Here is a 20,701-nt window from a genome sequence, read left to right on the forward strand (position 1 = left end):
ACGACCGCCGCACCTCGCGCCACTTCCCGCGGAGCGCTTAGGCGGCCGCGTCCGCTATCGCCTTCGTCAAGGCGATGATGAAGCGATCCGTCGTGGCGCGGTCGCGGACGGCGAGCCGGAGCCACTCCGGGCCGAGGCCCGGGAACGTGTCACCGCGGCGGACCGCGAAGCCCAGCTCCCGCAGCCGGGTGCGGATCGCCGCCGCGCCCTCCACACGGATCAGCAGAAACGGCCCCGCCGCCGGGCCGCACACCCGCACCTCGGCCGACTCCGCCAACTCGGCCAGCCGGTCGGCGAGATGGGCCCGGTCGGCGGCCGTACGGTCGGCGGCGCGGGCCGCCTCGGCGAGGGCGGACGGGGTGCAGCACGCCTCGGCCGCCGCCAGGGCCGGGCTGGACACCGGCCACAGCGGCTGGACCCGCTCCAGCGCCGTGATGGTGTCCGGCTCCGCCAGTACATAGCCGATCCGCAGCCCCGCCAGGCCCCAGGTCTTGGTGAGGCTGCGCAGCACCACGAGCCCCGGCACATCGGTGCGGGCCGCCAGCGACTCCGACTCACCCGGGACGGCGTCCATGAACGCCTCGTCCACCACCAGCGTCCGCCCCGGCCGGGCGAGCCCGGCCACGGCATCGGCCGGGTGCAGCACGGATGTGGGGTTGGTGGGGTTGCCGATCACCACCAGATCGGCGTCCTCCGGCACGGCCGCCGCGGCCAGCCGGAAGCCGTCCCGCTCGTCGAGGACCACGCGCTCCACCGGGTGCCCCGCGTCCCGCAGCGCCGCCTCCGGCTCGGTGAACTGCGGATGCACCACCACCGGCCGCCGGGCCGGTATGGCACGGGCGAGCAGGACGAACGCCTCCGCGGCGCCCGCCGTCAGCAGCACCCGGCCGACCGGAAGCCCATGGCGCGCGGCGACCGCCTCCCGCGCCACCCGCCCGTCCGGATACGCGGCCAGTCCGTCGAGGGACGCGGCGATATGGGCCTTGAGCCAATCCGGAGGCGTACCGGCCCGGACATTGACCGCGAGGTCCGTCAGGGCGGAGTCGGCACCCCGCACCTCCGCGTCCCCGTGATGCCGCAGATCGAACCCGGCGGACCCGCCATCGGCGGCGGCCCCTGCCGCGGGCAGGTCCGCCGACGGCTCAGCGGACATCGGCGTGGGCATCCGGATGCGCGAAGGCATGGGCCTCATCGCTGAATCCGGCGCGCTCGCTGGTGTCGGCCACCTCCTCATAGCGATCCATGACCAGGTCGGCCAACTCCCACGCCGGGCCGATGACATCGGCCGGGACCACCTCGACCTCGGGGTGGGCGAGCCCCCAGCCCTCCGCCTGCTGCCGCACCCGCTCCAGGGCGTCACCCTCGAACAGGAAGTACGGCAGCACCACGACACGCCGCGCCCCCAGCTTGGCGCAGCGGTCCAGGCCGGAGGCCACGTCCGGGGCGGCGAGCGAGGCGAAGGCGACCTCGACGCCCGCGAAGCCACGGCCCTCCCACAGCAGCCGGGCCGCGCGGTGCACCTCGGCGTTGGCCTCGGGGAGCGGCGAACCGTCGCCCACCAGCAGCACGGTCGTCTCCGCGCGGTCCGAGGGCAGCCGGGGCCGATTGCCCAGCGCCTCGTCGAGCCGCCGCTCCAGCAGGCTCAGCAGTGTGCGGTGCGGGCCGAGCGGCCGGGCGGAGGCGAACGAGGCGTCGGCGTGCCGCTCCGCCTCCTGGGCCAGCGCGGCGGCGATGTCGTCTCTCGGGGGAGCCGCGGGGATCAGCGTCATCGGGACGACCGCGAAGCGGGTCACCCCTTCCCCGACGAGCCGGGTGACCGCGTCGGACAGCGGATGGCTGCCCGGTCCGGTGAGGCCACCCGCCACGGGCAGGTCCGGGTGGCGTGCGGCCAACTCCCTGACGAATGCCTGGAAGGCGGCGGCATGCCTTTCGTCTCGCGTGCCGATACCTGCGATGAGCAGGGCGGGCGGGGTCGTCACGAGGTCTCCTTGGTGCAGGTGGTGCGGGTGTCACGGTCGGCGGGGGGCGGGCTGCTCCGCCCCGAGACGTTACTGAGCTGCGTCGGGGCGGTCGACGGCAGGTCTTCGCTGCCCGGCCTGCCCGGATTTGACTGCCGCCGGGCGACGGCGCAGGTGGCCTTCCCGGGGCGGCCGGGTGGCGTGGACTTCCGCTTGGCGACGAGCAGTTGGCCCCCCGGGCCTGCCGCCAGCAGCGCGGCCGCCTCGGCGACCCCGGCCGTGCCCACGGCGATGAGCGGCGCCGCGGACGGGTTCGGCACCTCCACCGCGGCCAGGGCCTCGGCCGGGTATCCGCACAGCGGCACCCCCAGCCGTTCGGCCGCCGTCAGCAGCCCGGCCTCCCCGGCCTTGGCCTCGACGGTGGCCAACTCGGCGACACCGCACGGGGAAAGGCCCGCCTCCGTCAGGGTGGCCTCGACCAGCCCGAGCACCTCGTCGGCGGGTACCCCCCGGCCGGCCCCGACCCCGACGACAAGCGGTGCCGCGGGCGGGGGAGACGCCGTGCCCCGGCCGATGACCTCCACGTCAGCTCACCGCCCCGGCTCAACCGGCGGGGGACGCACATCTGTCGACGAACCGCGCCGCCGCCCCTGGGACCGAGGCCCAGTGCACATGCAGATAGGAGGCATGCACATCTCCCTGTGCGAACCCTTCGGTACGACGCTCCGGGTGGACGAGCCCCCAGGCGGGCTCCGGCCCCGCTCCGGGCACGATGGTCGTGCGGTGGAACTCATGGCCGCGCACCCGTGTCCCCGCGGCGGCGAGTGAGGTGTCGGAGACGGCCACGGCCTCACGGTAGCCCAGCGTCAGACGTTCCGACATCCGTGCCTTCGCGGCCAGCACCCCGCACATCGGCTCCCCGTCCAGCGAATGCGCCAGATACAGCAGTCCGGCACATTCGGCGGCGATGGGCGCGCCGGAGGCGGCGAGCCCGGCGACGGCGGTGCGCAGCGGCTCGTTCGCGGACAGCTCGGGGGCGTAGACCTCCGGGAAGCCGCCGCCGATCACCAGACCGGCGGTGCCCTCCGGGAGGCGCTCGTCCCGCAGTGGGTCGAAGGGGACGACCCGCGCCCCGGCCGCCGTGAGCAACTCGGCGTGCTCCGCGTACGAGAAGGTGAACGCGGCCCCGCCCGCCACGGCGACCACCGGCCGCGCCGCCCGGTCGCCCCGGCCCCCGGCACCGTCGCCCCGGCCCTCGGCACCGGGGACGGCGGCCATCGCCCGGTGTATCTCCTCCTCCGGATCCCAGGGCCGCCCGGACAGCGGCGGTGCGCTGCGCGCCAGCGCCAGCAGCCCGTCGAGATCGCAGCCCTCCCGCACCCGCGCCGCCAGCGCGGCCGCCGAATCGACCGCCTCCGCATGGCGCTCGGCCACCGGCACCAGACCCAGATGGCGGCTCGGGGCCCGCACCGCCCGCGTCCGGCGCAGCGCGCCGAACACCGGCACCCCGCACCCCTCCAGCGCCTCGCGCAGCATCGCCTCGTGACGGTCCGAAGCGACCTTGTTCAGGATCACCCCCGCCACTCGCACCTCGGGGTCCCAGGAGGCGAAGCCATGCACGAGCGCGGCCACCGACCGCGACTGCGACGACGCGTCCACCACCAGCACCACCGGTGCCCGCAGCAGCTTGGCCACATGCGCCGTCGAGGCCAGCTCGCCCTGTCCGGCCGCCCCGTCGAACAGGCCCATCACCCCCTCGACCAGCGCCAGATCGCAGCCCGCCGCCCCATGCAGGAACAGCGGTGCGATCCGGTCCGGACCGCATAGATAGGCGTCCAGATTCCGGCCCGGGCGCGCGACTCCGGTCCGCGACCGGCCGGCTCCCGAGGCGCCCGAAGAACCGACCGAGGAACCGGCCGAGGAGATGGCCAGCGCGTGATAGCCAGGGTCGATGTAGTCCGGGCCGACCTTGTGCGGGGACACATCCAGACCGCGCTCCGCGAAGGCGGCCATCAGCCCCGCCGTGACCGTCGTCTTCCCGCTGCCGGAGGCGGGCGCCGCGATCACCAGGCGCGGGACACTCACCACTCGATGCCTCGCTGGCCCTTCTGACCGGCGTCCATCGGATGCTTGACCTTGGACATGTCGGTGACCAGGTCGGCGAAGTCCAGCAGCTGCGCCGGTGCGTTACGCCCCGTGATGACCACGTGCTGTGTCCCGGGACGGTCCCGCAGCACCGCCACCACCTCGTCGGGGTCCACCCAGCCCCAGTGCATCGGATACGCGAACTCGTCCAGCACATAGAGCCGGTATGTCTCCGCCGCGAGATCGCGCTTGACCTGCTCCCAGCCCTCGCGTGCGGCCTCCTCGCTGGAAGCCATGTCGCGCTGGACCCACGACCAGCCCTCGCCCATCTTGTGCCATGCGACGGTCCCCCCTTCGCCCGAGTCGCCGAGGACGCGCAGCGCGCGCTCCTCGCCGACCCGCCATTTCGCGGACTTTACAAATTGGAATACACCGACCGGCCAGTTTTGGTTCCACGCCCGCAGCGCCAGCCCGAACGCCGCGGTCGACTTGCCCTTGCCCTGACCGGTGTGGACGAGCACCAGCGGACGGTTGCGGCGCTGGCGGGTGGTCAGCCCGTCGTCCGGCACGACGGTCGGTTGTCCTTGCGGCATCAGGCGGCCCTCCGAGGGTTCGAAACGGTTCGTACATCGCGCACCAGCGCGGTCACGCTGTCCGCGCGCAGCTCGTCGAGTGTCACCGGCGTGCCCCGCAGTTCGCGCGCGAGCGCGCCCGCGAGCCCCAGCCGCACCGGTCCCGACTCGCAGTCCACGACCACCGAGGCGACCCCGTCGCCCGCGAGCATCCGCGCCGCGCGCCCGGCCCGCTCGACCGGCGTGGGACCGCCGGACCGCCGCGCCTCCGTGGCCCGCCCGTCGGTCACCACGACCAGCAGCGGACGGCGTGCCGGATCCCGCAGCCGCTCCACCCGCAGTACCTCCCGGGCCTTCAACAGCCCGGCCGCCAGCGGCGTACGGCCGCCCGTCGGCAGCCGCTCCAGCCGTGCGGCGGCCGTGTCGACCGACGAGGTGGGCGGCAGCGCCAGCACGGCGTCCGCGCCCCGGAAGGTGATCAGCCCGACCTTGTCCCGCCGCTGGTAGGCGTCGAGCAGCAGCGACAGCACCGCGCCCTTGATCGCGCTCATCCGCTTCCGCGCGGCCATCGAGCCCGACGCGTCCACCACGAACAGCACGAGATTGCCCTCCCGGCCCTCGCGCACCGCCTCGCGCAGATCGTCCCGGCGCACCAGCAGCCCGGGACCGCGCCGTCCACGCGCCAGCTGATGCGGGGCGGCCGCCCGGACGGTCGCCGACAGATGCAGCGCGGACAGCGTCCCCCGCGGGCGGCGCGCCCCGGTGGTGCGGCCGTGCGCGCTGCGGGCGCGCGAGCGACGGCCTGTCGCGCCCTCGCCCAGGCCGGGGACGTCGAGCCGCCGGGTCCGGAACGGTTCGGCGGCGCCCACGGCCGCCCGTTCACCGCCGGCCCCGCCCACACCGTCGTCCGCTTCGCCCGGCCCGCTGTCGCGGTCGGCCGGGGCGGAGTCGGGCTCGCGGTCGGCCGTCTCGTGCTCGCCCGTGCGCTGGTCGGGGACGGACGGCTCGGGTTCGGCGGGCGGCGACTGCTCCCCCGGCCCGTCACCCGCGCCCTCCTGCGGTCCGCCCTCGGGGCCGCCCGGGTCGTCCGGCCCGGAGCCGCCCGGCCCGTCCTCGGGGCCCGGGTCCGGATCCGGCTCCGGGTCGTCCTCCTCGAACCGCCCCAGGATCTCGTCCAGTTTGTCCTCGTCGAGCCCCGGCGCGTCGAACGGCGCCCGCCGCCTGCGGTGGGGGAGCGACAACAGCGCGGCCCCCCGTACGTCCTCGGTCCGGACGTCGGTGCGCCCCGCCCAGGCGGCCAGCGCGGTCGCCGTACGGGCCGTCACGATGTCCGCGCGCATCCCGTCCACCTCGAACCCGGCGCACACCGCCGCGATCTGCCGCAGCGCGCGGTCGCCGAGAGCCACCCGCGGCAGCAGGGAGCGCGCCGCCGCGATGCGCTCCCGCAGGGCCTCCTCGTCCGCCGCCCAGCGCGCCGCGAACCCCTCGGGGTCCTCGTCGTACGCCAGCCGCCGCCGCACCACCTCGACCCGCTCCTCGGTGTCGCGGGACGCCGCGACCTCCACCGTGAGGCCGAAGCGGTCCAGCAACTGCGGCCGCAGCTCGCCCTCTTCGGGGTTCATGGTGCCCACCAGGAGGAAGCGCGCCGCGTGCCGTACGGACACCCCCTCGCGCTCCACGTAGGAGGCGCCCATGGCGGCCGCGTCGAGCAGCAGGTCGATCAGATGGTCGTGCAGCAGGTTGACCTCGTCGACGTAGAGCACCCCGCGGTGGGCGTCCGCGAGCAGTCCGGGCTCGAACGCCTTCACACCGTCCGACAGCGCCCGCTCGATGTCCAGCGCGCCCACCAGCCGGTCCTCGGAGGCGCCCACGGGCAGTTCGACCATCCGCGCGGGGCGCGCCTCGCCCGTGCCCGGCTCATGGGGCCCGTCCGGGCAGGACGGGTCGGGCGCGGCCGGATCGCAGGAGAACCGGCACCCGGCCACCACGTCCACCTCGGGCAGCAGCGAGGCGATCGCCCTTACGGCGGTGCTCTTGGCCGTGCCCTTCTCGCCGCGTACCAGGACGCCGCCCACGGCGGGGGAGACGGCGTTGAGGAGCAGGGCGAGCCGCAGGCCGTCCATGCCGACGATCGCGCTGAAGGGGTAGGTGGTGGTCACGCGGTGATACCTCCTGGGGTGCGTGGGCACAGCGGTCCGGTGTGGGGGTGGGGGCTCGTCATGGCGTCCCCCCTGGGACCCCCGGAGGGACGAACGGCAGCCCCTCAGGGACGCCCTCCTCGATGAGCCGCAGCAGCGCGTCCGTGTCGGCGTGCTCCTCGATCAGGTCGCCGAGGCGGTCGAGCTGCTCCTCGCGCAGCTCGCCGAAGCGGGTGTCCGGCGCGGGGACGAACGCCCGGCCCGCCGCGGCGGCCACCCGCCGCAGAAACGCCCGCCGGAAGCCGTCGCTCTCCAGCGAGCCGTGCCAGTGCGTGCCCCACACCGAGCCCACCCGGCAGCCGTCCAGGAAGGGCTCCTCGGCTCCGTCCAGCAGCTCGGCGACCCCGTGGTGGATCTCGTAGCCCTCCACCCGCTCGCCGAGCGCCTCGCCCACCGGCCGGGCCAGAGTCTTCTCGGCCGCGAACCGCACCCGCACCGGCAGCAGTCCGAGCCCGGCGACCGTCCCGGCCTTCGACTCGACCTCGTCCTCGATGCGCTCCCCGAGCGCCTGGAAGCCGCCGCAGACGCCCAGTACCGGACGGCCCTCGGCGGCCCGCCGGGCGATCGCGTCGGCCAGCCCGCGCTCACGCAGCCACTCCAGCGCCCTTACGGTGCCCCTGGTACCCGGCAGCACCACCAGGTCGGCGTCGGCCAGCTCCTCGGGCCGGTCCACGAACCGCACGATCACGCCCGGCTCTGCCGCCAGCGCGTCCACGTCCGTGAAGTTGGACATCAGCGGTACGGCGGCCACCGCGATCCGCAGGACGTCCGCGCCGTAAGGGGGCGCCACGACGCTCTCCCGCACCGCGCCGCGCAGCGACACCCGCAGCCCGTCCTCCTCGTCGATGCCCAGCCCGTGGGCGAACGGGAGCACCCCGACGGTCGGGCGCCCGGTGAGGTCGCGCAGCATCTCGAGGCCGGGCTCCAGAAGGCTCACATCGCCGCGGAACTTGTTCACCAGGTAGGCGGCCACATGCCGTTGGTCGGCGGCCGACAGCAGCGCGGTCGTGCCGAAGAAGGACGCGAAGACACCACCGCGGTCGATGTCCCCGACCACCACGACCGGAAGCCCTGCGGCGCGCGCAAGACCCATGTTGACGATGTCGGTGCGGCGCAGATTGATCTCGGCGGGGCTGCCCGCGCCCTCGCAGATCACCGCGTCATGGGTGCGCCGCAGCTCCTCCAGGCACTCCGTGACGGTCCCCAGCAGCGCCTCCCGCCCCGTGGAGACCCTCTCGCCGGGCGAGGGGGCCCCGGGCCCGCCGAAGTACCCGCGCGCGCTCAGCTCGCCCACCGGCTTGCCCAGCAGCACCACTTGACTGCTGCGGTCACTGCCCGGCTTCAGCAGGACCGGGTTCATCAGCGCACTGGGCTCGACGCGCGCGGCGGCCGCCTGCATGGCCTGCGCCCGCCCGATCTCCGCCCCCTCCCGGGTGACGAAGGAGTTGAGCGACATGTTCTGCGCCTTGAAGGGCGCCACGCTGACGCCCTTACGGGCGAGCCACCGGCAGATCCCGGCCGTCACCACGCTCTTGCCCGCGTCGGAGGTCGTGCCCGCGACGAGCAGCCCCCCGCCGCGTGCCCCGGAACCCTCCGTGCCGTCCTTAGCGCGTATCCCGCTCATCCGCCGCCCCTTCCCAAGGCCCGGGGCCGTCCCGTCAACGCCCTCAGGACCGGCCGGGCCGCCATGGACACTCCGAGCGCCAGCACGCCGACGCGCCGCGACAGCCGTATCGCCCGCTCGATGTCGGCCGACTCCACCGGCCGCCCGCCGGAGTTGAGCACCGGTCGGTGCTCGACCCGGCCGCCGTACGCGAGGGTGCCGCCCAGCCGGACGGCGAGCGCGCCCGCGAAGGACGCCTCCACGGGGCCCGCGTTGGGGCTCGGATGGCGTCCGCCGTCGCGCCGCCAGGCGCGCCACGCACCGCGCGGATCGGGGCCCGCGAGCGTCGCCAGGGCCGCCGTAAGGCGCGCACCGGGCCAGCCGGCCACATCGTCCAGCCGGGCCGCCGCCCAGCCGAACCGCCGGTAGCGCGGCGACTTGTGGCCCACCATGGCGTCCAGGGTGTTGACGGCACGGAATCCTATGAGCCCCGGCACACCGCCCACGGCGCCCCACACCAGCGCGCCCACGACGGCGTCGGAGGTGTTCTCGGCCACCGATTCGACCACCGCGCGGGCGATCTGCGGCCCGTCCAGCGCCTGCGGATCGCGGCCGCACAGATGCGGCAGCCGCTCCCGGGCGACCTCGAGGTCCCCGGCGGCCAGCGCCCCGCCGACGGCCCGTGCCTCACGGCCCAGGCTCGTGCCGCCCAGCACGGCCCAGGTGGCGGCGGCGGTCAGCGCGACCTCCGCGCCACGGCGGCTGCCAAGGCCCCGTACGGCGCGGGTCAGCAGCGCGGCACCGGCGGCCGCGCCGCCCGCGCACAACGCGGTGTGCAGGGCCCCGTAGCCCCGGTGGTCGCGCCACAGCCGGCGCTCGGCGGCCGCGGCGGCGCGCCCGAACGCGGCCACCGGATGGCCGCGGCGCGGATCACCCGTGGCGAGGTCGCCGAGGAAGCCGAGGGCCGCGCCACACGCGAACGAGGCGTGGTCGGCAGGCATCCGTCAGGCCGCCGTCACGCCTCGGCGCGGCGATACGGAACCAGACGGGCCGGATGGGCCGGAAGAGCCGAAGCGGACAGGGAGGGCTGGCGGCGTGGCGATGCCGGGCATGGCGGTATGTCCTCACTCAGGGTCCGCGCCCTGGTTCGACGTGACCGGCGGTGAGAGTCTCCTGGCTCCCGGATCCGCGGCCCTCCCGGTCTTCCAGCCCCGCGTACGCGACGAACCGTACGGACGAGCCGTGACCCCATACAGGCGATGGGAGGGTGCTCCCCGGTGACAGTGGCGGGACCGCGCCGGATTCTCACCGGCTTCCTCTCCTGCCGCCGTTTGGCTCGGGAAGTCCACCATGGGCCGCGAATGGCCGTCAACTCGCATATGACCCATGACGCCCGAGTGTGCCGAGCCCCACAGCCAACCGCCCCTCACAGGACGGCCGCCGGACGGTCGGCGCTGGTCAGCGCCACCATCCGGCGGCCGGTGGTCGTTCGGGGAAGCGGGGTCCTCAGGCGACGATCAGATAGATGCCGTACGCCACGACCGCGGCGCACACCGCAAAGCAGGCGTACGCGCCGGTGCGCGCGAGCGAGGAGGCGCCCACCGCGCCCCCGGGCACGGCGGCGGCCGTGCCGCCCCGCTCCGGCGCCGCCTTACGGGAGGTGCCGACGATGCCCAGGGTGAAGACGCCCACCATGCCGACGGTGACCGCGAGGCTGATGCCGAAGACCTGGCCGAGTGCAGCCCAGTCGATGCTCATGTTTCCTGGCTCCTTAGCGGGTGGTGCTGCTCGCGGCGGCGGGGGTGGGGGTCTGCTCGGGTGTGTGCTCCGAGGTGTCGTCCTCGGGGGCGGCGCTCGCCGCACCGGCGGGCGGCGGGGCCACGGACCGCAGGGCGGCCGTGACGGCGCCCACCGGCTCCTGGGTGCCGACCTCGTTGACGTTGGTGTGGTCCACGGGCTTGCGGCGCGACAGCATCCAGATCGCCCCGCAGGCCAGGACGGCGAGCACGGCCACCGCCGTGATTCCCGCGTTCCCCTGGTCGGCGAGGAGCGCGGCGGCGCCCGCCACCAGACCGGCGGCCGGCAGGGTCAGCACCCAGGCGATCACCATGCGGCCCGCGGTCGACCAGCGCACCACGGCGCCCTTACGGCCGACACCCGCGCCCATGACGGCACCGGAGCAGACCTGGGTGGTGGACAGCGCGAAGCCGATGTGGGAGGAGGCGAGGATGACGGTCGCGGCGCCGGTCTGGGCGGCGAAGCCCTGCGGCGGCTGGATGTCGGTGATGCCCTTGCCCATGGTGCGGATGATGCGCCAGCCGCCCAGGTAGGTGCCGAGCGCGATGGCCAGGCCCGCCGAGACGATGACCCACAGCGGCGGGTCGGAGTCGGGCGCCACCACGTTCCCGGTGACCAGCGCCAGGGTGATCACGCCCATCGTCTTCTGGGCGTCGTTGGTGCCGTGGGCCAGGGAGACCAGGGCGGCGGAGGCGATCTGCCCCGCGCGGTAGCCCTTCGCGGTGTCCTCGGGGGAGCGGTCGCGGCCGAGCCGGTAGGTGAGCCGGGTGGCGGCCAGCGTGGCGATGCCGGCCACGATCGGCGCGGCGACGGCGGGGATCAGGACCTTCATGACGATCGCGTCGCCATTGACCCCGTCCAGGCCCACGGAGACCACGGTGGCGCCGATCAGACCGCCGAACAGGGCGTGCGAGGAGCTGGAGGGGAGTCCGGCGAGCCACGTCACCAGATTCCACAGGATCGCGCCGACGAGTCCCGCGAAGATCACTTCTGGCTGGATACCGGATCCCTCGTCGATGATCCCGCCGGAGATGGTCTTGGCCACCTCCACGGACAGGAACGCGCCGACGAGATTGAGGACGGCCGACATCGCCACCGCCACCCTGGGCCCGAGTGCTCCCGTGGAGATGGTGGTGGCCATGGCGTTAGCCGTGTCGTGAAAGCCGTTCGTGAAGTCGAACACCAAGGCCGTGACGATCACGATCCCGATGAGAAGCGTGATGTGTTCCATACACCCGGTCAATCAGTTCGAAGGTCGTTAGTGGCACGGTGAACGTAAGGAAACAGGGTGAACGGGAGATGAACTGAGCAGGGCATCAGGGTGACATGGTTGCGGGGTCGCTAAAACCCGGTGAATTTCAGCCTACGCTCCCATGTCGCAGGGGAGTTGAGCCGCGTTCGAGAGCCGCCGGAGACGGTCCCGGGACCGGTCTCGCGGGCGTCCGCCGTCCCCTCACGTTCACCCGTCCGGAGTCGGGTGTCCACGAGGCACGGTCGTAGTCGCCCGTCGCGCCAGTCGCCGGTCCCGCCGCCGCGCGGCCGGCGGCCGCCTGGAAGGATCGGGCCCCGGAGGTGAGGGCAGGTGACCCAGTCGCGATCCACGCGGCAGCCGCAGCCGCGGCTGACGCATCCCCTGCGACAGGCATGGACGCAGGTGGTGAGTACGGCCCGCAGGACCACCGCCGACGGCCTGGTCGTCGGCACCTCGGGCAATGTCTCGGCCCGGGTCGGTGACACCGTCCTGGTGACCCCGAGCGGCGTCCCGTACGACCGGCTCGGCCCCAGGGACGCCGTCGCCGTCGACCTGGACGGACACCAGGTCCTCGGCACGCTGAAGCCCACCAGCGAGCTGCCCATGCACCTCGCGATCTACCGGGAGACCGACGCCGAGGCCGTGGTCCACACCCACGCCGTCCACGCCACGGCCGTCTCCACGCTCGTCGACGAGCTCCCCGCGATCCACTACATGACCGCCGCCCTCGGCGGCCCGGTCCGCGTCGCGCCCTACGCGCTCTACGGCACGGACGAACTGGCCGCCGCCATGCTCGAGGCGCTGCGCGACCGCAGCGGCTGTCTGCTGCGCAACCACGGCACCGTCGTCCACGGCGCCACCCTGGACCAGGCGTACGACCGCACCGCCCAGCTCGAATGGATGTGCCAGGTCTGGCTCACCGCGGTCTCCGTCCCCGGCCGCACCCCCTCCCTGATCCCGCCGGACGAGATGCGGCGCGCCGCCGAGAAGCTGAGCGGCTACGGCCAGAAGGGCTGAGCCCGGCACGCACCCGGGCCCCGGCCGGGCGGTCACCCGGCCGGGTACGCCCGCTGGCCGGGGGCCGCCTCCCCGGCCACACTGGGAGGGATGCGTCTGCGAACAACGGCGGTCGCGGCCGCCACCACCCTGCTGAGTGTCGGCGTGGCCGCGGTGGCGGCCGGACGGTACGCCACCAGCGCTGCGCTGAAACCGGCCCCCGACCGTCCGCTGCCGAACGAGGCGCCGCTGACCGTCCACGCGACCGCGGCCGGCCAGATCACCCTGACCCGCTCGCTCGCCTCGCTGCGCCCCGGCACCTACGGCCTCACCGGCCGCTCCTGCCACGCCGTCGTCGGCCCCGTCATCGAGGACGCCCCGCACCCCGCAGACTGCGTCGTACGCCGTCTGGAGCGGGTCACCCACGGCGAACTCACCCCCGGCACCCGGGTGCGGCTGACCCCCCAGGTGCACATCGGCAACCCGCGGGACGCGCTCGGCATCGACCACGCCGACGTGGACGTGCCCGCCGAACTCGGGCCGCTGCCCGCCTGGTTCATCCCCGGCGAACGCTCCACCTGGGTGATCACCACCCATGGCCTCGGCACCACCCGTGAGCACCCTATGGTCGTCATGCCCTTCCTGCGGCAGCTGCGGGTGCCGGTGCTCGACCTCGCCTACCGCGGGGACCCCGGCGCCCCGCGCTCCGAGGACGGCATATCCCACCTCGGCGACACCGAATGGCGCGACCTGGACGCGGCCATCCGCTACGCGGTGGAGTACGGGGCGACCGGGGTCGTGCTGCACGGCTGGTCCACCGGCGCCTCGATGGCCCTCCACGCCGCCGCGAACTCCGCGCTGCGGCACCGCGTCATCGGCCTCGTCCTGGACTCCCCGGTGCTCGACTGGCAGGCCACCCTGCGCGCCCTCGCCGCGGCCCGCGGCATCCCCGCGCCGCTGCTCCCGCTCGCCCTGCGCGCCGCCGAGGGGCGCACCGGACTCCACGACAGCAGGCTCCCCGAGGTGGCCGACCCGGAGCGGCTGTCCGTGCCCACGCTCGTCGCCCACGGCCCCGACGACACCCTCGCGCCCTGGCACGTCTCGCGCGAACTCGTCGACCGACGGCGCGATCTGGTGACCCTTCACACGGTGCGGCAGGCCCCGCACGCGGCCATGTGGAACGCGGACCCCAAGGCGTACGAGGAGGCGCTGCGGCGCTTTCTGATACCGCTCCTGTAGCGCCCGTAAGGCGACCTCCCGCGCCGTCCGACCTCCTGTAGCGCCCGTAAGGCGATCGCGAAAGCGCGTGCGGGGCGGCGCGGGAGGCGTTCGCGGGGCGGCGGCGGAAGCGTTCGTAAGATGGCGTGAACCCTTCGCGGCGACCGCCGGACGGGTGCCGATTGGGCTTTCGGGCCGTCAACGGCGAGACTGCTTCCGTGACGTCCCGTACTCCGCGCGACTCCCGGCTCCGACTTGTCCGTAACCGGCCGGTGGCCACGGCCCGCCGGCCCGCGGTGAACCGCGGCTCAAGACCGGCGCCCCGTCCGCCGGAGGGCACTCCGCCCCCGTCGGAGCTGGCCCGGCAGGCCAGGGCGGGGCTCACCGGGGCCGTGGCGATCGCCCACTGGGCCGCGGCCGAGCACGGCGCGCCCGGCGCGCTGTCCGACGAGGCCGCCGCCCGCGCCGCCGAGGCGCTCGGGGTGAGCGAGCGGGAGGTGCGGACCGACTGGGACCGCGCCCGCCTGATCGGGCTCATCGAGCACCACGCGGGCACCACCCGCCCCGGCTGGCGGCTCCAGGCGTGGGACCGGGACGACAGCGCCGTGCTGCGCGGCTGGGTCGCGCTCCTGGACGCGTGGTCCCTGGCCTGCCCCGCGCCCGAGACGGCCGAGCCGACGGCGGTCGCGGAGGTCGTCGAGGCCGTACCGCAGCTGCTCTCCCTGCTCCAGCTCTCGGCCGGTCCCGTGCAGATCTCCGCCCTGCTGGACATGCTCCGGCAGCGGGTCGCCGAGCTGCGCACCGAGCGGTGCGAGGTCCCCCAGGAGGTCGGGGAGGACCGGGAGCCCGCCGGGGGCGCCGCGAGCGCCGACGACGCCAAGGACGCCGAGGACAGCGCCACGCTCGAGGGGCTGCTCGACTGGGCCCTGGACGCCCTCTCGTCCGTCGGGGCGCTCACTGTGCGGGAGGAACCCCAGGAGGGGCCGGAGGGCGCCGGGAACGCGGCCGAGGACGCCAAGGGCGACCGCCGGGAGGCCGAGCTGACCGCGCTCGGCAACTGGGCCGTGTGGGTCAAGCTCGAGCAGATCTGCGTCGCCGCCCAGAGCCCGGCCGGGAACATCGAGCAGCACGCCGCCGACATGCTGCGCGGCTGTGCGGGTCTGACTCCGGGCCCCGCCCGTGCCGAGTACCGCGCCTGGCTGGCCGCCCGCCCCGTCGGCAGCGCCGTTGTCGAGCTCATCGACGCGGCGCGCGGCGACGACGCGCTGCTGCGCGGGCTCGCGTTCGAGGCGCTGCGCGTCGTCGGGGCGCCCGCCGAGCCCAACGTACGGGCCGTCGTCGGCGAATCGTGTCTGCGGCCGTACGCGCTCCTGTGGCTGGCCGAGCACGAGGGCGCCGACCCGGACGAGGCGCTGGAAGCGCTCACCCGCGAGGAGGCCACCTGGCTGTGGGTGGACACCGCCGCGGCCATCTCCGACCACGGGGAGAGCCCGCTGCTCGTCCGCCACCTGGAGTCCGCCGTCCAGGGCACCGTGCCCGCGCTGCTGGCGGAGGTACGGGCCGTGGGGCACCCCCGCACCGTGCAGGTCCTGGTGGCGCTGGCCGCGGCCCACCCCGATCCGGCCCTGGCCAAGGCGGTGCGCCGGGCGGCCTTCCAGGTGCACACGGGCGGGGCCTGAGGGAGGGGCGGCCGGGGGGAAAGCCGGGGGAAAACGACTTGCCCGCCACCGCTAAACTAGCCGCATGGCAATTCTCCTCGTGCATTAGACGGCGTCGGCCGCCCTCGTCCGTCCCGTCCGCCGTCCACCCTGCCCAGGAGTAATTCCCGTGATCACCGCCTCCGGCGTCGAGCTGCGTGCCGGCGCCCGCGTCCTCATCGAGTCCGCTTCCTTCCGTATCGCCAAGGGCGACCGCATCGGTCTCGTCGGCCGCAACGGCGCCGGCAAGACCACGCTCACCAAGTGCCTGGCCGGTGAGGGCATCCCGGCCGGCGGCACCATCACCCGCTCCGGTCAGGTCGGCTACCTCCCGCAGGACCCGCGCACCGGCGATCTCGACGTCCTCGCCCGCGACCGCATCCTCTCGGCCCGTGAGCTCGACTCCGTGCTCCGTAAGATGCGCGAGAACGAGGACCGGATGGCCAACGGCAAGGGCGCCACCCGCGAGCGGGCGATGAAGAAGTACGAGCGCCTGGAGACCGAGTTCCTCACCAAGGGCGGATACGCCGCCGAGGCGGAGGCCGCGACCATCGCCGCCAGCCTCGGTCTGCCCGACCGGGTGCTCGGCCAGCCGCTCCATACGCTCTCCGGCGGTCAGCGGCGCCGGGTCGAGCTGGCCCGGATCCTCTTCTCGGACTCCGACATCCTGCTGCTGGACGAGCCCACCAACCACCTCGACGCCGACTCGATCACCTGGCTGCGGGATTACCTCAAGACCTACAGCGGCGGCTTCATCGTCATCTCCCACGATGTCGACCTCGTCGAGACGGTGGTCAACAAAGTCTTCTACCTCGACGCCAACCGCTCGGTGATCGACATCTACAACATGGGCTGGAAGCTCTACCAGGCCCAGCGCGAGGCCGATGAGAAGCGCCGCAAGCGCGAGCGCGCCAATGCCGAGAAGAAGGCCGCGGCGCTCAACGCCCAGGCCGACAAGATGCGCGCCAAGGCGACCAAGACCGTGGCCGCGCAGAACATGGCCCGCCGCGCCGAGAAGCTGCTGGCCGGTCTCGAGGAGGCCCGGCAGTCCGACAAGGTCGCCAAGCTGCGCTTCCCCGACCCGGCCCCGTGCGGCAAGACCCCGCTGACCGCGGAGGGGCTGTCGAAGTCGTACGGCTCCCTGGAGATCTTCACCGATGTCAACCTGGCCGTCGACAAGGGGTCCCGCGTCGTCATCCTCGGGCTGAACGGCGCCGGTAAGACGACCCTGCTGCGGCTGCTGGCCGGGGTCGAGAAGCCGGACACCGGCCAGGTGACCCCCGGCCACGGGCTGAAGCTGGGCTACTACGCGCAGGAGCACGAGACGCTCGACCCGGACCGTACCGTTCTGGAGAACATGCGCTCCGCCGCCCCGGATCTCGACCTCGTCGACATCCGTAAGACGCTCGGGTCGTTCCTGTTCTCCGGCGACGACGTGGACAAGCCGGCCCGCGTGCTCTCCGGTGGTGAGAAGACCCGGCTGGCGCTGGCCACCCTGGTGGTCTCCTCGGCCAATGTGCTGCTGCTTGACGAGCCCACCAACAACCTCGACCCGGCCAGCCGTGAGGAGATCCTCGGGGCGCTGCGCACCTTCGCCGGTGCGGTGGTCCTGGTGACCCACGACGAGGGCGCCGTCGACGCGCTCCAGCCGGAGCGGATCATTCTGCTTCCGGATGGTGTCGAGGACCTGTGGGGCCAGGAGTACGCGGACCTCGTCGCGCTCGCCTGACGAGGCCGACGGCGGGCGGGGCGGGCCCGGCGCAGGGGCGGGGGCGGCGTTCCGGACGCCGCCCCAAGAGTCCGGTTCCTCCGGTCCGATCCCCTTCTTGTAGATCATTCGGCCTAGGCGTGATCCATCATCTGAGTGAGAACGGCTGGTATCGCGGCGCGTCGTGGGCCACCGGCGCACACCACGTGCCGTGCGCCGGTCCGGATCTCTGCGACGTAGCTCACGTAGGCCCTGACCTGCCTCTTCGTCGATGAATACGAAAGAGTGTCAGGTTGAACAGCGCCGGAATCCTTGCTTCCGAAGGTCGCCGCGCCGCGATTTCCCGCAATCCTTCATCCACAGACCTTGCCGAATGGGTGGCCAGGAAGCCCTGTAGGGGTGATCATGAGAGTCCAGAGCGCACTTCCCATGAGGAGGCACGGGTGGCCGAGACTCTGAAGAAGGGCAGCCGGGTGACCGGCGCCGCGCGCGAAAAGCTCGCGGCAGACCTGAAGAAGAAGTACGACTCCGGGGCGAGCATCCGGGCGCTGGCCGAGGAGACCGGCCGTTCCTACGGATTCGTTCACCGGATGCTCAGCGAATCCGGAGTTTCCCTACGGGGACGCGGCGGTGCGACGCGAGGCAAGAAGACCGCCTCGGCCTGACCGCCCGCATGCTCCATCACCATCAGCAGGCAGGGACAGGGGTGCCACCCGGCTGATCGTCGGTTCGGCCGGGTGGTTACTGTGCAGTCACTTGTACTGACCGCACCCGACCGGAGGCCCCTGTGACCCTGCTCGACAAGGACGGCGTTCAGCTCACCGTCGATGACATGGTCGCCACGGTGACCCTGAACAACCCGGCGAAGCGCAACGCTCAGTCGCCCGCCTTGTGGCGGGCGCTGGCCGAGGCCGGAAAGCTGGTGCCGGGCACCGTGCGCGTCGTGGCGCTGCGCGCCGAGGGCAAGTCCTTCTCGGCGGGCTTGGACCGTCAGGCGTTCGCGCCCGAGGGGTTCGACGGCGAGCCGTCGTTCCTCGACATGGCGCGCGGTTCCGACAGCGAGCTGGACGCGACCATCGCCGGGTACCAGGACGCGTTCACCTGGTGGCGGCGGAACGACATCGTGTCGATCGCCGCCGTCCAGGGGCATGCCGTCGGGGCCGGTTTTCAGCTTGCGCTCGCCTGTGACCTGCGGGTCTGCGCGGACGACGCACAGTTCGCCATGCGCGAGACCAGCCTCGGGCTGGTGCCGGACCTCACCGGCACCCATCCGCTGGTCGGGCTCGTGGGATACGCCCGTGCGCTGGAGATCTGCGCGACCGGGCGCTTCGTCCACGCCGAGGAGGCCGAGCGGACCGGGCTCGCCAATCTCGTGGTGCCCGCCGCCGAGCTCGACGGCGCGGTCCAGGACCTGGCGGCGGCCCTGCTCGCCGCGGACCGCGACGCGGTGATCGAGACCAAGGCGCTGCTGCGGGGTGCCGTGGACCGCACATACGAGGAGCAGCGCGCCGCCGAGCGCGCCGCCCAGGCCCGTCGGCTGCGCGCCCTGGTGGGGGTGACGGACTGAGCGCTCCGCGGAAGCGCTCCGCTGACCTGCCCTGACCTGCCGTCGATCGTCTGCGGCGCCGTCGTGGCAGATCGCCTCGGCGCCGTCGTGGCAGGTCGTGCCTCGCGCGGCGGGGCCGCATGTTGACACAGCCCTGCGCCCCTTCGGGGCGCGGGCGCCCCCGTCACGCCATCCGCTGCGGGTCCACCGCCGGCACCGCTTCCAGCACCAGCACCGCCAGATCGTCGTCGATCGGGTCGGGGCTGAAGTCATGCGTGGCGCGCCGCACCCGCTCCGCGACCGCCTTGGCGCCCAGCCCCACACACTCCCGCAGGATGTCCGAAAGACCGTCGTCGTCATCCAGCTGACGGAGGCCGTTGCGCCGCTCGGTCACCCCGTCGGTGACGCACAGCAGCGTCTCGCCGGGCTCCAGGGCCAGCGTGTCGGCGTGGAAGTCCGGGTTCTCGTCGATGCCGAGCAGCATCTGCGGGGAGGCGGCGGGGGCCACCGCGCCCCGGGTGGTCAGCCGCAGCGGCAGCGGATGGCCGGCGCTCGCCAGGGTGCAGCGGGCGCCGCCCCCGGCCTGGTCCGGCTCCAGCTCCCCGTAGAGCAGGCTCAGGAAGCGCGGCCGGGACTGCTCGCCGTCGATCTCCGCCGCCTCCGCGTCCTCCTCCACCAGCGCCTGGTTCAGCCGGTTGAGCACCGACTCCACCCCATGGCCCTCGCGCGCCAGCAGTCGCACCAGATGGCGGGCCAGCCCGGTGACGGACATCGCCTCCGGGTCGCTGCCCTGGACGTCGCCCAGCAGGAAGCACCAGCGGCGGTCGCCCATGGGGAACAGGTCGTAGAAGTCGCCGCCGACGGTCTGCCCCTCGCCGTGCGGCTCGTAGACGATCGCCGTCTCCACCCCCGGGATATGGGCGAGCGACATGGGCAGCTGGCGGCGCTGGAGCGCCCGGCTGATCGTCGCCTGACGGGTGTACTGCCGGGCCGTGGCCACTGCCTGGGCCACCCGCCGCGCCACGTCCTCCGAGAGCCGCACCACGCCCTCCGCCATGCGGGGCACGCCCGCCCGGCCGAGCAGCAGGACGCCATGGCTGCGGCCGTGTGCGATCAGCGGGAAGCACACCGCCGATCCGCCCGTCCCCTGTTTGTCCGCGACCCCGGGCCAGGGCCAGGAGGTGCCCGCCGAGCCGAGCCCGGTCGGCGGCGGATGTCGCTCCAGCGAGACGCGGAGCTCGCCGATACGGTGCTCGTTGCTGTGCCAGACACGGGCGAGCTGGAGCCCGCCGCTCTCGGTGGTCAGCCAGACCGCGCACCAGTCGGCCAGCCGTGGCACCAGGAGCTGCCCGGCGAGGGCGGCCACCATGTTCTCGTCCAGCTGACCGGTGAGGAGTTCGCTGGCCTCGGCGAGGAAGGACGGTCCGCCGCGGTCCACCCAGTCGGCGGTCGGATCGCGCTGTTCACGGGGTGTGATGGGGGCCAGGGTCTCGGCGAACCGCAGTTCGCGCCCGAGCGCGCTGGTGGGGACGGCGTCGAGCTCGGTGCCCGCCCGCTCGGCGTCCAGCCGGAACCAGACCGCCTTACGGGTGCGGTGATAGGTCACGCCCCAGGATTCGGCGAGCGCCCCGATCAGCTGGAGCCCGCGGCCGCGGCCCCGGCGCTGGGTCTCAGGGCCTCCGTAGACGGTGCTGGCGGGGTGGAGGTCCGCCACCTCGATGACGATCCCCGGCCGCCTCGGCGCGTCTCTCGGCACATCGTCCGGACCGGCCGTCTCCTCGGGCCCGAAGCCCTCCCCGGCGGCGTCGGGACCGGGCTGGAGCCGGCAGACCACTTCGACCCGGGTGCCCGCGTGCAGCACGGCATTGGTGACCAGCTCGCTCACCAGCAGCACCGCGTCGTCGATCGACCGCTCGTCGACGGTGGTCGGGGCGAACGCCTCCGCCGCGCTCCGTCCCGTGAGCGCCGTACGGACGAAGGCGCGTGCCGCGCCGGGTGCGCGCACGCTCCCGGGCAGCGTCGTCCGCGAGACGGACTCACGCGCGAGAGGAAACAAGGCTCCCACGTGCGG

General features: G+C 73.9%; 16 protein-coding genes, 1 pseudogene and 1 riboswitch. Of the genes and pseudogenes, 6 read left to right on the plus strand and 11 right to left on the minus strand.

Features of this window, described 5'->3' with window-relative positions:
- Positions 1 to 37: 37 nt before the first annotated feature.
- From cobC to KHP12_RS37615, 10 genes and pseudogenes are all read right to left on the minus strand, one after another.
- Positions 38 to 1,153: an Rv2231c family histidinol phosphate aminotransferase CobC gene (gene cobC / locus KHP12_RS37570; RefSeq protein ID WP_211834157.1), complete on the minus strand. Its 1,116-nt coding sequence runs from the start codon at positions 1,151 to 1,153 to the stop codon at positions 38 to 40.
- Positions 1,143 to 1,979, minus strand: a complete 837-nt coding sequence (locus KHP12_RS37575) for a sirohydrochlorin chelatase (RefSeq protein ID WP_086884683.1) — start codon at positions 1,977 to 1,979, stop codon at positions 1,143 to 1,145. Before KHP12_RS37575 ends, cobC begins: the two co-directional genes overlap by 11 nt.
- Before the next feature lie 98 nt (positions 1,980 to 2,077).
- Positions 2,078 to 2,509 (minus strand): annotated as a pseudogene (locus KHP12_RS37580) (cobalamin biosynthesis protein); the annotation flags it as partial.
- Between the two features lie 52 nt (positions 2,510 to 2,561).
- The gene (locus tag KHP12_RS37585) at positions 2,562 to 4,046 is read right to left on the minus strand and encodes a cobyrinic acid a,c-diamide synthase CobB (RefSeq protein WP_210609156.1); all 1,485 of its coding nucleotides are present in this window, start codon (positions 4,044 to 4,046) and stop codon (positions 2,562 to 2,564) included.
- Positions 4,040 to 4,636 (minus strand): cob(I)yrinic acid a,c-diamide adenosyltransferase, encoded by a 597-nt coding sequence (gene cobO, locus KHP12_RS37590; protein WP_037949564.1) that lies wholly within the window; start codon positions 4,634 to 4,636, stop codon positions 4,040 to 4,042. Before cobO ends, KHP12_RS37585 begins: the two co-directional genes overlap by 7 nt.
- Positions 4,636 to 6,774 carry a putative cobaltochelatase gene (locus KHP12_RS37595; protein WP_086884681.1) on the minus strand — a complete coding sequence of 713 codons (2,139 nt, stop codon included), beginning with the start codon at positions 6,772 to 6,774 and terminating at the stop codon, positions 4,636 to 4,638. The genes cobO and KHP12_RS37595 overlap by 1 nt, the downstream gene beginning before the upstream one ends.
- Before the next feature lie 58 nt (positions 6,775 to 6,832).
- Positions 6,833 to 8,437 carry a cobyric acid synthase gene (locus KHP12_RS37600; RefSeq protein WP_086884680.1) on the minus strand — a complete coding sequence of 535 codons (1,605 nt, stop codon included), beginning with the start codon at positions 8,435 to 8,437 and terminating at the stop codon, positions 6,833 to 6,835.
- The gene (locus KHP12_RS37605) at positions 8,434 to 9,417 is read right to left on the minus strand and encodes a cobalamin biosynthesis protein (protein WP_086884679.1); all 984 of its coding nucleotides are present in this window, start codon (positions 9,415 to 9,417) and stop codon (positions 8,434 to 8,436) included. The genes KHP12_RS37600 and KHP12_RS37605 overlap by 4 nt, the downstream gene beginning before the upstream one ends.
- 146 nt (positions 9,418 to 9,563) lie before the next feature.
- Positions 9,564 to 9,781: riboswitch (cobalamin riboswitch) on the minus strand.
- 141 nt (positions 9,782 to 9,922) lie between these two features.
- Positions 9,923 to 10,174: a hypothetical protein gene (locus tag KHP12_RS37610; RefSeq protein WP_086884678.1), complete on the minus strand. Its 252-nt coding sequence runs from the start codon at positions 10,172 to 10,174 to the stop codon at positions 9,923 to 9,925.
- A gap of 13 nt (positions 10,175 to 10,187) precedes the next feature.
- Positions 10,188 to 11,444, minus strand: coding sequence for an inorganic phosphate transporter (locus KHP12_RS37615; RefSeq protein ID WP_086884677.1), 1,257 nt, complete (start codon positions 11,442 to 11,444; stop codon positions 10,188 to 10,190).
- 351 nt (positions 11,445 to 11,795) lie between these two features.
- Between KHP12_RS37615 and KHP12_RS37620 the strand changes: the two genes are divergently transcribed.
- The 6 genes from KHP12_RS37620 to KHP12_RS37645 all read left to right on the plus strand — a co-directional run bounded on the left by KHP12_RS37620 (position 11,796) and on the right by KHP12_RS37645 (position 18,651).
- The gene (locus KHP12_RS37620; protein WP_086884676.1) at positions 11,796 to 12,482 is read left to right on the plus strand and encodes a class II aldolase/adducin family protein; all 687 of its coding nucleotides are present in this window, start codon (positions 11,796 to 11,798) and stop codon (positions 12,480 to 12,482) included.
- 90 nt (positions 12,483 to 12,572) lie between these two features.
- On the plus strand, positions 12,573 to 13,700 hold the full coding sequence (locus KHP12_RS37625) for an alpha/beta hydrolase (protein WP_211834159.1): 1,128 nt from the start codon (positions 12,573 to 12,575) through the stop codon (positions 13,698 to 13,700).
- Positions 13,701 to 13,897: 197 nt separating this feature from the next.
- Positions 13,898 to 15,358 (plus strand): hypothetical protein, encoded by a 1,461-nt coding sequence (locus tag KHP12_RS37630; protein ID WP_211834161.1) that lies wholly within the window; start codon positions 13,898 to 13,900, stop codon positions 15,356 to 15,358.
- A gap of 148 nt (positions 15,359 to 15,506) precedes the next feature.
- Complete coding sequence (locus KHP12_RS37635; RefSeq protein WP_037949545.1) at positions 15,507 to 17,105, plus strand: ABC-F family ATP-binding cassette domain-containing protein; 1,599 nt, start codon at positions 15,507 to 15,509, stop codon at positions 17,103 to 17,105.
- Between the two features lie 422 nt (positions 17,106 to 17,527).
- Positions 17,528 to 17,749 carry a helix-turn-helix domain-containing protein gene (locus KHP12_RS37640; RefSeq protein WP_020872291.1) on the plus strand — a complete coding sequence of 74 codons (222 nt, stop codon included), beginning with the start codon at positions 17,528 to 17,530 and terminating at the stop codon, positions 17,747 to 17,749.
- A 167-nt stretch (positions 17,750 to 17,916) separates the two neighbouring features.
- Complete coding sequence (locus KHP12_RS37645) at positions 17,917 to 18,651, plus strand: enoyl-CoA hydratase/isomerase family protein (RefSeq protein WP_208653249.1); 735 nt, start codon at positions 17,917 to 17,919, stop codon at positions 18,649 to 18,651.
- A 163-nt stretch (positions 18,652 to 18,814) separates the two neighbouring features.
- On the opposite strand, the gene KHP12_RS37650 is transcribed toward KHP12_RS37645, so the two are convergent.
- Positions 18,815 to 20,695: an ATP-binding SpoIIE family protein phosphatase gene (locus tag KHP12_RS37650; protein ID WP_086885736.1), complete on the minus strand. Its 1,881-nt coding sequence runs from the start codon at positions 20,693 to 20,695 to the stop codon at positions 18,815 to 18,817.
- Positions 20,696 to 20,701 lie beyond the last annotated feature (6 nt).

The sequence above is a fragment of the Streptomyces asiaticus genome (assembly GCF_018138715.1).
GTDB classification, from domain to species: Bacteria; Actinomycetota; Actinomycetes; order Streptomycetales; family Streptomycetaceae; genus Streptomyces; species Streptomyces asiaticus.